Origin of the sequence: Shewanella sp. MSW (genome assembly GCF_007636515.1) — a bacterium.
GTDB lineage: Bacteria > Pseudomonadota > Gammaproteobacteria > Enterobacterales > Shewanellaceae > Shewanella > Shewanella indica.
In genome coordinates this window covers 41,683-56,160 of record NZ_LVDR01000017.1, presented here as the reverse complement: position 1 = coordinate 56,160, position 14,478 = coordinate 41,683, and the positions used below count along the sequence as shown (strand labels likewise).

At 51.9% G+C, this 14,478-nt stretch carries 14 protein-coding genes and 1 other annotated feature; of the genes, 9 read left to right on the top strand and 5 right to left on the bottom strand.

Annotated elements, in window-relative coordinates; genetic code table 11:
* Positions 1-15: 15 nt before the first annotated feature.
* Complete coding sequence (locus AYI96_RS16495) at positions 16-789, bottom strand: Zn-ribbon-containing protein (RefSeq protein ID WP_144362013.1); 774 nt, start codon at positions 787-789, stop codon at positions 16-18.
* Complete coding sequence (locus AYI96_RS16490; protein ID WP_144362012.1) at positions 789-1,127, bottom strand: hypothetical protein; 339 nt, start codon at positions 1,125-1,127, stop codon at positions 789-791. The genes AYI96_RS16495 and AYI96_RS16490 overlap by 1 nt, the downstream gene beginning before the upstream one ends.
* 166 nt (positions 1,128-1,293) lie before the next feature.
* On the opposite strand from AYI96_RS16490, the gene AYI96_RS16485 reads away from it, so the two are divergent.
* The gene (locus tag AYI96_RS16485; RefSeq protein ID WP_144362011.1) at positions 1,294-1,659 is read left to right on the top strand and encodes a DUF3192 domain-containing protein; all 366 of its coding nucleotides are present in this window, start codon (positions 1,294-1,296) and stop codon (positions 1,657-1,659) included.
* Positions 1,660-1,675: 16 nt separating this feature from the next.
* Here AYI96_RS16485 and AYI96_RS16480 read toward each other — a convergent pair whose 3' ends face one another.
* On the bottom strand, positions 1,676-1,906 hold the full coding sequence (locus AYI96_RS16480; RefSeq protein WP_039034220.1) for a DUF2789 domain-containing protein: 231 nt from the start codon (positions 1,904-1,906) through the stop codon (positions 1,676-1,678).
* Positions 1,907-2,230: 324 nt separating this feature from the next.
* Here AYI96_RS16480 and AYI96_RS16475 point away from each other — a divergent pair, with 324 nt between their 5' ends.
* The 8 genes from AYI96_RS16475 to AYI96_RS16440 all read left to right on the top strand — a co-directional run bounded on the left by AYI96_RS16475 (position 2,231) and on the right by AYI96_RS16440 (position 11,851).
* Positions 2,231-2,881: a GNAT family N-acetyltransferase gene (locus tag AYI96_RS16475; protein WP_144362010.1), complete on the top strand. Its 651-nt coding sequence runs from the start codon at positions 2,231-2,233 to the stop codon at positions 2,879-2,881.
* Positions 2,882-2,893: 12 nt separating this feature from the next.
* A complete protein-coding gene (locus tag AYI96_RS16470) occupies positions 2,894-3,199 on the top strand; it encodes a DUF962 domain-containing protein (RefSeq protein WP_025887243.1) in 306 nt (101 codons plus the stop codon).
* 1,582 nt (positions 3,200-4,781) lie between these two features.
* Positions 4,782-5,873 (top strand): 3-deoxy-7-phosphoheptulonate synthase, encoded by a 1,092-nt coding sequence (locus AYI96_RS16465; protein ID WP_025887857.1) that lies wholly within the window; start codon positions 4,782-4,784, stop codon positions 5,871-5,873.
* 13 nt (positions 5,874-5,886) lie between these two features.
* Positions 5,887-7,026, top strand: coding sequence for a bifunctional chorismate mutase/prephenate dehydrogenase (gene tyrA / locus AYI96_RS16460; RefSeq protein ID WP_039034223.1), 1,140 nt, complete (start codon positions 5,887-5,889; stop codon positions 7,024-7,026).
* Between the two features lie 229 nt (positions 7,027-7,255).
* Complete coding sequence (gene hcp, locus AYI96_RS16455) at positions 7,256-8,917, top strand: hydroxylamine reductase (RefSeq protein WP_039034224.1); 1,662 nt, start codon at positions 7,256-7,258, stop codon at positions 8,915-8,917.
* A gap of 68 nt (positions 8,918-8,985) precedes the next feature.
* Complete coding sequence (locus AYI96_RS16450) at positions 8,986-10,083, top strand: hybrid-cluster NAD(P)-dependent oxidoreductase (protein WP_260853016.1); 1,098 nt, start codon at positions 8,986-8,988, stop codon at positions 10,081-10,083.
* A 99-nt stretch (positions 10,084-10,182) separates the two neighbouring features.
* On the top strand, positions 10,183-10,518 hold the full coding sequence (locus AYI96_RS16445) for a hypothetical protein (RefSeq protein ID WP_144362008.1): 336 nt from the start codon (positions 10,183-10,185) through the stop codon (positions 10,516-10,518).
* A 46-nt stretch (positions 10,519-10,564) separates the two neighbouring features.
* Positions 10,565-11,851: a cation:proton antiporter gene (locus AYI96_RS16440; RefSeq protein ID WP_144362007.1), complete on the top strand. Its 1,287-nt coding sequence runs from the start codon at positions 10,565-10,567 to the stop codon at positions 11,849-11,851.
* On the opposite strand, the gene AYI96_RS16435 is transcribed toward AYI96_RS16440, so the two are convergent.
* Together AYI96_RS16435 and hpf are read right to left on the bottom strand one after the other, a co-directional pair.
* Entirely contained in the window at positions 11,822-13,777 is a 1,956-nt protein-coding gene (locus AYI96_RS16435) for a chorismate mutase (RefSeq protein ID WP_144362006.1), read from the bottom strand. The two genes, AYI96_RS16440 and AYI96_RS16435, sit on opposite strands and share 30 nt — an antisense overlap.
* Positions 13,778-13,815: 38 nt before the next feature.
* Positions 13,816-13,933 (bottom strand) — a sequence feature (Phe leader region).
* A gap of 110 nt (positions 13,934-14,043) precedes the next feature.
* The gene (hpf, locus tag AYI96_RS16430; protein WP_039034229.1) at positions 14,044-14,397 is read right to left on the bottom strand and encodes a ribosome hibernation-promoting factor, HPF/YfiA family; all 354 of its coding nucleotides are present in this window, start codon (positions 14,395-14,397) and stop codon (positions 14,044-14,046) included.
* Between the last annotated feature and the right edge of the window lie 81 nt (positions 14,398-14,478).

Sequence of the window (14,478 nt, the reverse complement as noted above, 5' to 3'; positions counted from 1 at the left end):
ATTGATTGTCCCAGTTTATTGATGATCCCAGGAGAGGTTGGAGACTATCCGGCAGTTGTCACAGCGGAAATGAAACAGCTCCAGCAACGGGCTGGGTTGGCGCCAATCCGGGTTGCCGCAGCGGGGGCAGGGACGAGTTAATTCGGCTTGCTTACTCTCTCCCCCGACCCGGTAAAGGTAGTAATAGGTAGGAATTTTGGTCAAATATTCGATACGGCCACGCAAATCCCAGCCGCGGCGAAACAGATCGCTGTCCGGGCAGGAAAGCTCCTCAAGGGCGGCAAATTCGGCCTTGGTTGCTGCGGCCATCTGCAGTTCATCACAGGCTTGCCACTCGGTTTGCCAACGGATCACCCGCTTGTGATCGCCGTTGAAGGTCGCGGGAATACGGTAGAGGGGAATGGGTAGCAAGTTATCGCCGCTGCGCAGTGGCGAGCACATATGCACATAGCTGGTATAAAGCAGCTGCCAACTTGGGGGCTCCAGGGTGCTGACCTCGGAATTGATATCCTGACCTATGAGCTTTTCCTTGGGGGCCAGCAATTTGGCCTCGGTTAACAGTTGCAACGCCTGTTTGGCCCAGGGACTGTTATGCCTGTTGGCCAGACTGGTTTCTTCCGGCAGCAGCAGCCTGACTCTGAACTCCCCGTCTCTAAAGGCCACCGCAAATTCCCGCCCCAATACCTGACCATTGGCTCGCCAGGCTTCAAGCAGGGTGTTGATGGCTTTTTCTGCGGCACTGATCGTGGTGTTGGCAAAGCATTCAAACCTGAGTTCGCAGACAAACATTATTGCTGCTCCTCAAGCTTGGCGAGCCTTTGTTGCAAGTCCGCGAATTCTTGTTTCAGTTGTTGTTGTTCCTGGCGTAGCCAGCTGATTTCCTGCTGAAGAACTTCTACTGTGGGCACTGCTTGCTGTGGTGCAGTTTCATCCTGTTGAGGTTGGCTTTGAGACAGTTTTTCCCGTTCACTCTCAGGCAGGGACTTGAAGCGCAGCAGTCCTTCAACCAGCACGGGCATTGGTAACTTATTGCCGAGTCTTGCCTTAATCAATGCCAGAGAGGGAGTATGGCCGCTTTGGGCTACTGCCGCAGCTGCGGCCATGACCTGTTCCAGTGGAGTGGACATCTTGGTAAAAAACCTCACATTTTCGCCAATAGCTACATAGTGCAGCTGGCGTTTGTTTTTATCTTTTTGATATTTATTGAATTATTTATTGGCCCACATGTTGCATTGCGTTTGCTGCATTTGCTTAACAAAAGTCAACATTTGATAAATATAACAAGGAGTGACAATGAATAAGTTATTACTGCCACTAGTGGGGATTGCAAGCTTAGGGCTTAGTGCTTGTGTGGTCAATGTCGGCGATCACGAAGCCAACTGGGATGAAAAGGAATCCTGGCAATTACAACAACAGCAAAATCAGCAACAACTGGCCAAGTTGAACCTGGGGATGGATCAGCAACAGGTGCAGCAGCTCATGGGGCAGGCCGACTTTAATGAAGCCTTTCTCTCCAATGATCAGCAAGTACAGGTGCTCTTTTATCGTACCCGCCACAGACACAGTGATGGTAAGACCACCAAGGATGAGTGCACCCCCTTGGTGTTTCGCGATCAACAGCTGATAGGCTGGGGCGATAAGGCTTACGCGCAGCTGTAATTCAAACTCATTTCAATCAACGCCTGAGCTGGGCGTCCAAATGATCTATGGTATCTGACCATTGGGCGTCCTCGGCCAGAGCCTCTGTTAAAAAAGTGCGTTGTGCATCATTCCAGAATGGTGCATCCACCAGTTTGACTCCCTCGGGGATAGAATGTGCGTCGATAAAGCCTTCTATCGCCTTGCTGCCGCTGGGGAGTCCCAATTGCTCAAACAAATGGGCCAAGTCTGTGTGGGTGGTATCCATATTCTGACCTCCTGAAATCCCGGCATATTGCCAAGGTGATGAGTGATGGGCGAACAAGCCTTCATAAAAAAAGTAAGTATTATCGCTTCCTTAGCTTATATCAATTGAACAGCAGATCCATTTCTTTAAATTGCTTGTGCACCAGGAGCGCCTAAAGGCTTGGATGCAAGGTTGTAGGTCAAGAGCTTAGTTAATCCCATCTATAATTTGAATAGATACGCTGCCGGCAGAAACAGTGGTGATAGTTGGTAAGCAAGATGTTGTACTCTGATCCAATATTGTTAAATTGGAAAGTGCCCTTTTGGCTGACAAGGACAACAACAAATGGAAGCTCAGACTCCTGATTCCCTGCGTGCCGTTTACCTGACGGCAGAAGATTTACGCTTGGCCGCATCAATTCTTTATAACGCCTATCACGATGATGCGTTTTTTCTGCAGACCTTGCCGGCTGCCAATGCCGCCGAATATGAACAAAAGCTCAGGGCCGCAATTCGTGAAGAGCTCAATGAACTTTGGCAACAGGAGCAACCCCTTATTGGTTTGTTCGACGCTGAGCGCTTGATTGGGGTTGCCTGCGTGGTTACCTCATCACTTCCCCAAGGCGAAGGGCGCTATTGGCATTGGCGTTTGAAAATGCTGCTGGGGACGGGCTGGCAGGCGACGCAGAAGTTGATGCAGAAGGAAAATTCAATTCTGGAGCACCTGCCGGCGACAGAGTACGGCGTTATTCAATTTATCGCAGTAGCGTTAACCGAGCAACACAAGGGGTATGGCAAGTTGCTCGTCCAGGCGGTATTGGGTTGGTGTGATGAGCAGCCGGAGCTGGAAGGAGTTGGGGTCTTTGTGACCGAGGATGGTCATTCTCATCTGTTTCGAGAGCAAGGCTTTGTACCTGTGGTTGAGCTCAATATAGGGTTGTTAACAGGAGAATTGCTCTTTTACCACAGTCACACTGATGATGACGTCTACCAATAACAGGAGTTAAGCATGGAGCAAAAGTACAAGAGTTTTGCTGAGTTTTATCCTTTCTACCTGTCGCAGCATTCCGATCCCGTATGCCGAGGTTTGCATTATTTAGGTTCGACCCTGGTATTACTTATTCTGTTATTCAGCTTGCTTAGTGGACAATTTGTATGGCTTTTGGCTCTGCCTGTGGTGGGTTATGGCTTTGCCTGGATTGGTCACTTTGGTTTTGAACACAATAAGCCGGCGACCTTTCAATACCCAGTCTATAGCTTGATGGCTGACTGGGTCATGTTGGCCCAGTTTGTCAGTGGCAAACGTCGTTTCTGAGTGTTTTTGGTTATTTACCAGTACTAATGTGAGACATGTCTCACAAAGCTGTGCGATAAACATAAGCCTTATTGACTGTTCTTACTGGTGAATAATTAAATATTGTTAATAAACAAGAGATTAGACTTGTATTAGTGACTGCTGAATATTTGTTGTTCCCAGCCTGTTCTAAAATCGACCATCTCAAAGAGGGGTCTTTGGGTACACTTAAGTTGTGGTCAGGGCAGGATGCTTTGACAGAGCTTCCAAGGAAGAGGGAGCAGCAAGGAAAGCAACGCCAAGGAGTTTAAGTTGGCAGCCAAGGAAGGGCAAGTGTCAGGATGATACGTTTTGGAAAGGCCTATTCAAGGATGAGCTGCAAGGAAGCCTGATAAATGGATTTTAATCATGGATGACAATCAAGACAGGACGTCTTGAAACCATTGCAGGGAAGTTAAAGCCAAGGAAACGGCTCGCAGGGAAAGCAGACACCAGGATGGATCCACAGGAGATTTTTTCCGGTAATAAGGAAATTGCCGCGCCAGGAAAGGCCATTTGAGACAGGAAGGTCTGCGAAGGAAAGTGTTCAGGATGAAGTAGAGGACAGGCTCAGGGATGCCAGCCTTTGGGTTAAGGGAAAACCCAACTCATGGACGACACCGCTCGTGGATGGGCAAACATGGAAGATGAGTGCCAGGAGGCCACAAGGAGGCTCAAGGGAATTGAGCAGACACCAGGATGGTTGTAAGCAGGGATGAAAAGATGGCTTGGAAGCTGTCATCACTGAGACAAGGTGTCCACAGGAAGAAATTCATACGCATGGAAGGTGCAGGGAGCACAACTCAGCGGGATGGCTGACAGCAGTAAATAGGGCGCGTCTTAGGACGCGCCTTTTCTTTGTGCGTCAGGCTGTAGTGACCAACTCGTTTCAGTTCAGTTCAGTTCAGTTCAGTTCAGTTGGTGTTGGTAGGATGCCATTGTAAGCCCTCTTTAAGCCCGGTCATGGACGCCATTGGCTGTACGGCGAGGGAGCGCATCTTGAGGTGGGAAAGGAGTAATATGGAAAATAGCTCACGGATCTGACGAACTGGAATCGAATAGATGTACCTGCAATGGCTGAAGTAAGTGGATTAAAGTTCAGCATTGAATCGTCACCAATAATCCAGACACTTACCTGCTGTTCTTTCCGCTGAGTGACATGCCATTTACACTGTCTTTTGTACTGTTTGAAACCTGGATAGAGCGATGACTTCTCTGCTTTGTGAGAATAGCATTTGTTTATCTGGCCTCTCTTTGGCGAGAAGGTACAACAAACACAGGATAAAGAAACCTCCAAGCAAGGTGGATTTTTACTTTTTGTCATTCTCATGGCTTGATGATTTGGCGATTTTGTTGGTTACCACAAGGAGCCAAGCTTGGCATTTAAACCTAGACAGAACACAAACTGAAACCGTTTGCTGTTTCCTTTGCAATAAAGATGAAAATTTTTCCGATTTCGCCCTTGATCTCCCGCTTCAGTCTCGGCATAGTGTAATGCCGTAATGGTGTACCGCTACAGTGATGCGTTCAGGTATGCCGCACAAAATAATTTCAGGTGATCAGAATGCAGTCCAGTAACATAGAGAATGTGCACATCAGTGCCGAACAAGTCCTCATCACTCCCGAAGAACTCAAGCAGCAGTTGCCACTTTCTGATCACGGCTATCGCTATATTCTCAGCGCTCGCAAGACGGTTTCTGACATAGTTCACAAGCGTGACAACCGGGTGTTGGTCGTTACCGGCCCTTGCTCTATTCACGATATTGAGTCGGCCAAGGAATATGCCCTGAAACTGAAAAAGCTCCATGACGAGCTCAAGGATCAGTTTTTTATCCTGATGCGGGTCTATTTTGAAAAGCCCCGAACGACTGTGGGCTGGAAAGGGATGATCAATGATCCCGATATGGATGAGTCCTTCAATATTGAAAAAGGGTTGCGGATGGCGCGGGAGTTGATGCTGTTTCTGGCCGAACTCGAGTTGCCGGTTGCCACTGAAGCGCTGGATCCCATCAGTCCGCAATATATTTCCGAGCTGGTGACCTGGTCAGCCATAGGCGCCAGAACCACAGAGTCACAAACCCACAGGGAGATGGCCTCCGGGCTTTCCATGCCGGTAGGATTTAAAAACGGTACGGATGGCAATCTGGGGGTGGCCATTAACGCCCTCAAGTCGGCGGCCAGCAGTCACAGATTCATGGGGATCAATCAACAAGGGCAGGTGGCTTTGCTGCAAACCGCCGGTAACCCGGATGGGCATGTGATCCTGCGGGGTGGTGCTGGCCCCAACTATGATGCCGATTCGGTGGCTGAGTGTGAACGGCAGCTGCATGGTGCCGGGCTCAATGCCAGACTGATTATCGACTGTAGTCATGGCAACTCCAACAAAGATCATCGGCGGCAACTGCCTGTGTGCCGGGATGTATTTGACCAGATAGCGGCGGGCAATCGCTCCATCATAGGTTTGATGTTGGAAAGCCATCTGTTTGCCGGTAGTCAGGCCTGTGACAAGCCGCTTGCCGAGCTTGATTATGGGGTTTCGGTCACAGATGCCTGCATAGATTGGCAGGATACGGAGCAACTGCTCAGGCAAGGGGCAGCGCAACTGAGTTCTATTTTACCCACTCGCTTTGATATGCTCAGGGTGGCAAATGGCTGACGGAAGATTTGAGATGAGTGAGAAAACCACGGCAGAGCTGGAAAAGTTACGCGGACTGATTGACGGCGTCGACCAAGAGTTACTCAAGTTGCTGCGTCAGCGGCTGGATCTGGTGGCCCAGGTCGGCGCGGTCAAACACAATGCCGGCCTGCCCATCTATGCACCGCAGCGGGAGGCCGCCATGTTGGCCAAGCGCCGCGTAGAAGCCGAAAGTCTGGGGGTATCGCCGCAGTTGATAGAGGATGTGCTCAGGCGTCTGATGCGGGAATCCTATCTCAACGAAAAGGATGTGGGTTTCAAGCAGGTGAACCCGGATATCAACAAGGTGGTGATCATTGGCGGCCGTGGCCAGTTGGGTACCCTGTTTGCCCAGATGCTGACACTCTCCGGCTATCCAGTGCATCTGCTCGATAAAGATGATTGGGATAATGCCGATGCTATCCTCGACGGTGCCGGTCTGGTATTGGTCACTGTGCCGATTGCCATTACCTGTGAGCTTATTCGCTCCCGTTTGCGGCACTTGCCCAAGGATTGCATCCTTGCGGATCTGACCTCGATAAAGTCGGAGCCGCTGCAAGCCATGCTCGAGGCCCACAGCGGGCCTGTGGTGGGGCTTCATCCCATGTTTGGCCCGGATGTGGGCAGCCTTGCCAAGCAGGTTGTCGTGGTATGCCATGGTCGGCAGAGTGAGGCCTATGCCTGGCTGCTGGAGCAGATAGCTATTTGGGGAGCGCGGTTGGTGGAAGCGGATGCCGGCAAACATGATAAAGCGATGCAACTGGTGCAGGCGATGCGTCACTTCTCCAGCTTTGTCTATGGCCTCAACTTGTGCCGGGAGCAGGCCGATCTCGATAGCCTGCTGCAGTTCAGCTCGCCGATTTACCGGCTGGAGCTGGCCATGGTCGGTCGCTTGTTTGCCCAAAGCCCAGATCTTTATGCCGATATCATCTTCGCCCAGCAGGAGAGCCTGGGTGCTATCTCCGACTATCTGGACAACTATGCCGGCGCTTTGGCCATGCTCAAGGCCGGTGACAGAGACGGCTTTGTGCGCCAGTTCCGTGAGGTGGCCGAATGGTTCGGTGACTTTGCACCACAGTTTCGCAGCGAGAGCCGCAGTATGCTGCAGTCGGTCAATGATATGAAGAGTCACTGATCTCAAGGCGGTCAACTCCGCTGGCAGTGCAACGCGATTTATCCAAGGGAGCCTTTTAGGCTCCTTTTTCATTTGTATCAGCAAGATAGAAGTCAAAAAGCCATTTATTCAGCAATTGCTTAAGGTGATCTCCTTCAAGCTTTATGACTCACGTTCTTTCGTCTGAGCGATGAAAGAGTACACTGATTTAAAACATGCAAAAATAAAGCATGATTAAAGGAGATATGCCGTGTTTTGTATTCAGTGTGAGCAAACCATTCGAACCCCGGCCGGTAATGGCTGCAGCTATGCCCAGGGGATGTGCGGTAAATTGGCCGCGACCTCGGATCTGCAAGATCTGTTGATTTACATGTTGCAGGGGCTGTCTGCCTATGCTGTCAAACTCCGGGAGTTTGAGGTTATCGATCCGCAAGTCGATACCTTTGTGCCCAAGGCGTTTTTCGCCACTCTGACCAATGTCAACTTCGACGACGAGCGGATTAGCGAATATGCAAAGGAGGCCGCTCGCTTGCGAGACCAGCTAAAGCAGCGCTATCTGGAGCTTTGCGAACAAAGGGGCGTGACACCCGAGCCTATGTCCGCCGCGGCGACTCTGCTGCTGGGGGCATCCAAGGCCGAGCTGTTACAGCAGGCCAAAGTCGCTGCGCCCAACCGCGGTGATGACCTCAATGAAGATATTCTCGGTTTGCGACTTCTGTGCCTCTACGGCCTGAAAGGGGCGGCGGCCTATATGGAACACGCCCGGGTTCTGGATCAAACCAGCAGCGAAGTGGCCGGTCGTTTCCACGAGATCATGGCCTTTTTGGCGACCGACAGCACAGATGCTGACAAACTGTTTGCCACCGCAATGGAGATAGGTCAGCTCAACTATTCTGTGATGGCTATGCTCGATGCCGGTGAAACCGCGGCCTTTGGTCATCCAGAGCCGACTCAGGTCAACACCAAGCCGGTGAAGGGCAAGGCTATCCTGGTATCGGGCCACGATATGAAGGATCTCGAGCTCATCCTGCAACAGACTGAAGGCAAGGGCATCAATGTCTATACCCATGGTGAGATGTTGCCGGCGCTGGCTTATCCCGAACTGAAGAAATACCCGCATCTGGTGGGGAACTACGGCAGCGCCTGGCAAAATCAACAGAAGGAATTTGCCAACTTCCCCGGCGCCGTGGTGATGACTTCCAACTGCATTATCGATCCCAATGTCGGTCAGTATGCCGACCGCATCTTTACCCGTAGTATCGTTGGTTGGCCGGGCGTGACTCACCTGACCGGCGACGATTTCAGTGCTGTTATCGACAAGGCACTGGCGCTTGAAGGCTTTGCCTATGATGAGATCCCCCATATGATCACCATAGGTTTCGCCCGCAACGCTTTGATGAACGCGGCGCCTGCCGTGGTTGAAAACGTCAAGAACGGCAATATCCGTCACTTCTTCCTGATTGGCGGCTGTGATGGTGACAAGGCTGAGCGCAGTTACTTCACCGACCTTGCCAAGGCGGCCCCCAAAGACAGCCTGATCCTGACCCTGGGCTGTGGCAAGTACAAGTTCAACAAGCTCGAATTCGGTGATATCAACGGTATCCCCAGATTGCTGGATATCGGCCAGTGTAACGACGCCTACTCGGCGATCCAGCTGGCGTTGGCACTGTCCGAGGTATTTGAGTGTGATATCAACGAACTGCCGCTGAGTTTGGTGCTGTCCTGGTTTGAGCAGAAAGCGATAGTGGTCCTGTTGACCTTGCTGTCACTGGGAGTGAAGAACATACGTACCGGCCCAACCCCACCGGCCTTCCTGACCGCCAATTTGCTGAAGGTACTGGAAGATAAGTTCGGCCTGCGCAATGTTGGCACGGTTGAGGAAGACCTGGAGGCGATTCTCGGCGCCGCTTGATGCGTATCTCTTGAGGCCGGGATGCCTGCGGCATGCCGGCCATTTCTTTCTCTGTAGAGGGAGTTTCGATGACACTCAATCCATTACAAGTTTCGCCGGCAATCAGTCAATATCAGGCTGGTCAATGGGTTCCCGGAGAGCTGCGGCTCATTTGTGTCGCCCGCTGGCAGGAAACCCCGGATGTGGTGAGTTTTCGTTTTAAAGCGGCCCAGCCGCTGTCTTTTCATTTCAAGCCCGGGCAGTTTGTGGCATTGCAATTGGAGATTGCCGGTGAGGAGTATCGCCGCTGTTATACCATCTCCTCTTCGCCATCTCGGCCAAACTCATTGGTGTTGACCATCAAGAGGGTCGAAGGCGGCAAAATTTCCAACTACCTTATTGATAATCTTAAGCCGGGTCACAGCCTGATGGCTTCAGGGCCCTACGGTCAGTTTAACCTTATCGATATACCGGCCGAGCGCTATCTATTTTTAAGCGCTGGTTGTGGCATTACGCCGATGTTTTCCATGAGTCGTTTTCTGACTGACAGCTATCTTGACAGCGATATCGCCTTTATTCACAGCGCCAGAAGCGAGCAGGACCTCATCTTCCGAGGCAGTTTGCGGGCCATGGCCAGCCGTCACGATAACTTTAAACTGGGCTATCTGCTGGAGCAGGGAAGTGAGACTGCCTCAGTCTCCGGGGACCTTGCCGAGTGTCCTATGTTACCGGGACGCCTGAGCTTGGCGGCACTGGAGCAACTGGTGCCGGATTATCGCCAGCGCACTGTGTATGTCTGTGGCCCTGAGGCTTATATGACGGCCACAGAGCAGATGCTGGCGCAAACGGATTTCGATATGACGCGTTTTCACAAGGAAAGCTTTGCTGAAAATACCTCGGCGCCCGCGGGTGACGGTTCGGCCAATTACCGTTTGAGTGTTGCCGGCCTTGAGCTCAGCATCAATGGCGAGCAGACCCTGCTTGAAGCGCTGGAGTCTGAAGGCTTGCCCATTATTGCCGCCTGTCGCAGCGGTGTTTGTGGCTCCTGTAAGTGCCGGGTTGTCTCCGGTGAGGTGGAAAGCAGCAGCCAGCAGACACTCAGCCAGGATGAGATTGACTCAGGTATGGTGCTGGCGTGCTCCAGCCGGGTGAAGAGTGATATTCAACTGGAAACCGGCCCCTTCTAATTCTGTTTCCGGCATTGCAGAAGTGGCGATCTCACAGTATGGTTAAAGCAGGGCAAGAGCTTTGGGCCCTGCATTCCAGATGTTGGCCGGAGACAGACTATGACCAGCTTACCCTCAGAAGCATTTGCCAGTGAAGATCGCAGTATGGGCCATTTTTTATATGCGCTTATGTGTGCCTTTCCATTGTTTTTCCTGCCTGTGATCCTGAGCCTGTTGATTAACTTAAGCCAAAGGCAGGTTGCACCTCTGTCGCTGCTGGGCTCTCACTTGCGCTGGCAAAGGCGCAGTATTATGGGGTTGGTGCTGCTGCTGGCTTTGGGCTACTGGGTCAACCCGCTGTGGCTCAGCCTTAGCTTGTGCGCCCTGGGAGTTATCTGGTTCAGCTACCGGATCTTCAAGGGCTGGCTCAGCCTTACAGATGGACAAGCCATGTAGCTCTTGTCTGCTACCAGGGAAGCGGTCAGCCTGATCGCAAGGAAATATGACGGACTATCAACTCTTCTGTGTGCTGGCGGCGCTGGCACTGATTATCTCGCTGTTATCCAGCCGTTTTCACTCACTGCAGGAAACCATTGCCATCACAGGCCTGGCCATGCTCCTTAGCCTGATTATCCTGGTGGTGGGCAAGTGGTTTGATCTGGATATCCATATCAAAACCATTTCGGTATTGCAGCGGCTCGACTTTCAGGCGCTGCTGCTGAACGGTATGTTGGGTTTTCTGCTCTTCGCCGGTGCACTGCAGATAAGGCTCAAGGTGCTGGCCAGCCAGAAATGGGAAATTCTCTGTCTGGCTCTGTTTGGTACTGTGATTTCCACTCTGACAGTAGCGGCGCTTTGCTTCTATTTGATGCCGCTGCTGGGATTGACACTGCCCTGGAGTTACTGCCTGTTGTTTGGGGCCTTGATATCACCAACCGATCCGATAGCGGTTTTGGCCATCTTGAAAAAACTCGGCGCGCCTGAGGATATTGCCATTCAGGTTGAGGGTGAGTCGCTGTTCAATGATGGCATTGGCCTGGTGCTGTTTGTTGCTGTCTCGCAGCTGGCTTTTTCCGCCGAGGCCCTGAGCCTGGCCGATGTCGGCGCGCTGTTTTTCCATGAGGCCGTTGGCGGCATCGCCTATGGCCTGGCGCTGGCCTTTGCGCTACATCAACTGATGAAACTCACGGATGAAGAAACCCAGAGACTCTTGATTACCTTGGTGGTGCCTACCGCAGGTTATGTGATGGCAGAAAAACTTTCGGTGTCCGGCCCTCTGGCCATGGTGGCCGCTGGAATCGTGCTGGGTAATTTCACAGTGCCCAAATGCTTTGGGGTCACGGGGAGAATATTGTTGCAAAGGTTCTGGGGCCTGCTTGAGCACTTCTTCAATTCGCTCTTGTTCCTGCTATTGGGACTCCTGCTGCTGTTGACCCATCTGGATATGCAACTCTGGTGGTTTGTGCTGCTGAGTATCCCTGTGGTGTTGTTGGCAAGATGTGTCAGCGTGTACTTACCTTATCTGGGGTTCAGGCGTATGCGGCAATACAGCCAAGGCGCGGAGGGGATCCTTATCTGGGGCGGGCTCAAGGGTGGCCTGGCGCTGGCTATGGCCATGAGTATTCCGGCGGGGATAGTGCTGACCCCCGAGCTGGAGCTCAGGGATCTCTTGCTGGTAATGACTTATGCCGTGGTGGTCTTTTCTATCATGGTGCAGGGCTCAACGGTTTCCCGTTTGATCCGCCGCAGCCGAAGCGACTCAGGTTGTCTGATACAGCTTGGTGATTAAGCCTGCATGTTGCTGTGGATGACGGACATCGGCTGCGATGATTAAACCATCTACGCCCAACGCCTTGATAGCCAAGGCCTGAGCAGTCAGTGTTTGCTCACTGCTGCTTGGGTTGAGGCACAGGCTTGGATTTACCAATAGCGGCAGGTGACTCAGGGTTTTTAGTTCCACCAGGGCGGCGAGATCCAACATAAGTTGTTCTGGTTGATTCAATCCACTGACCCCCGCATCACAGAGGATTAACTGCTGATTCCCGCCGGCGAGCAGGGTATCGGCGCTGGCCAGCCAATCCTGTTGACTGGCCATGGGATTACGCTCCAATATCACCGGCAGGTTCTGTCCGCCAAGCGCATTGAGCAGCTCTGTGTTGTACATCTGTTTGCCGCTGAGCAATAGCATGTCGGCCGCAGTCTGGGCCAGAGCCAGATCTTCTGCATGCTCCAGGGCAATAATGCTCTGCAGCCCGGCTTGGTTTAACAGGCTTTGCAACTTGGGCAGTTGCTGCTTGGCATCGGGCTGACGCGTCAGCGCACTGAGAACCACCCCTTGAAATCCGGCTTCCCTGATGGCCTTGGCGCTTGGGGCAAAGCTGTCTGCATCTATGGGGAGGTTCAGTTGCGCCAAGGCGGCGAACTGGCCTTGTCCCAGTTTGAGCTGACCACAACTAATTTCTGTGCTTGCCGGTTTATAGTGGCGGGAATGTCTCTGGGGTGACGGTTTGGCGCTGTCCTGCCTGGAACTCTCAGGTTCAATCAACAGTTGGCTGTGACTCAGCTGAGTTGGCTCGACCGTCTCACAAGGGTAACAGCCAAGTACCTTGATAAAGCGGGTGAGTCGCTCAAGCTCGGCAAGTGCTTGCTGCATAGCTATGGATGCCAGATTGGCATCGACATCCAGATAAAACATCTCTTCCCAAGGCGTGCCCGGGATAGGGCGTGACTCCAGCTTACTCATATTGAGGTTGTGATCTTTGAGGATCAGCAAAGCTTCCACCAAGGCGCCTGGCTTTTGACCGGTTGCCATAATCAGTGTGGTTTTGGCCGGCAGTTGCTCCGGCACTTCTATCGCCTTGCGGGCCACTACGATAAAACGGCTCTGGTTGATTTTTTGATTGGCCAGTTCCTGCTCCAGAGGTTCCAATTGGTAGAGGGCGCCGCCTTCACTGGAGCCGATAGCGGCCACAGTGCTATCGCCCTGGAGAACCTTTTCCATCGCTTCGGCGCTGCTGGCACAATATTCCAGACGAAAGTCGGGATGGCGGCTCAGGTAGCGACTGCATTGGCTGATGGGTTGGGGGTGAGCGTAGACGGTTTTGATATCGGCAAGTTTGCTTCCCGCTTTGGCCAGCAGACAGTGGCCCACTTCTATAGTGGTTTCACCCACAATAGCCAGGCTGGTGTGCTGCAACACATCATACACTTCGTTGATGGAGCCGGATGAGGTGTTTTCTATCGGCAGAAACCCATAGTCGGCATGGCCGGACTCGACAGCCTGCACTATATCATCGAAGTTCTGACAACCCAGATCCTGCATCTCTACCTGACGGCGTTGACAGTAGCGACTGGCGGCCAGATAGGAATATGAACCTCTGGCGCCCAAATAGGCGATGCAGTATTGCTGTTTTTGGGTTTCGGGATTGGCTCTGCCCTGGAGGTAGGCCTGCTGGTTCAGCACTGAATCTTCAATTATGGCCTGGTACAGACTGATGACATAATGGGCATCCAACCCCTGTTCCCGCCCTTGGCGAACCAACCTTGCCAAGAGTTCTTTTTCTCTCTGGGTATCACGGATAGGGCGAATGTCCACCTCTTTGCTGCGGGCGACTTCCAGGCTGAGTTGTCGACGTTTGGCCAACAGCGCCAACAGATCCCTGTCCAGGGTAGTGATGTCATCCCTTATTCGCTCCAGCGGCGGTACTTTATTCATTCAGACCTCTAAACCAGTAATACTCAGTGCATGATACAGACAAAAAAGCCTCCCTGGTGGGAGGCTTGGCAATTTTCATTTTCGTTTTTACACGTCAGGGCCGCCTCCGGGAATAAGGTGTAAAAAAGAAAATAAAAAACGAGCGATTAAGGTATGGCATGACGATTAAGCTAAAACTATCCCCTTGGGCTGTCAATCAAAAAATCCTAGGCTTCAATAATGAAAAGCGCACCCGGAGGTGCGCTGGTTAGTGGGAGATTGAAATATCAAGCTGCGTAGTCCTCCTTGTAATCGTATTCGAACTCAGGTTCGGTGGCTTCGGGTTCAAAGGCACCACGCTGAGCTGCGGGTTTGTGGGTCAGGCGATTGAGCTGTTTTTCCAGCTTTTGTCCCATTGCATTTATGGCTGCGTAGAGATTTTCATGTTTCGCCTGGGCAAAAAGTTGTCCGTTGGCCAGTTTAATTGATGCTTCTATTTTAAAGAGTGGCCCTTCTTTGAGGATGATGACATGGGGATTAATCAGCTGAGTATCGTAACGGTCCAGTTTGGTAAGGCGACTCTCAACGCGTTCACGGATGGCAGCTGTGACTTCAAATTGCTTGCTGGTGATCTTTAGCATATTGTCAAACCCTCTGTTGCTTCCTTGGCTTCAGATTAACAATCCCCAGACTTAAAAATGTGATCCAGATCAATATTTGTG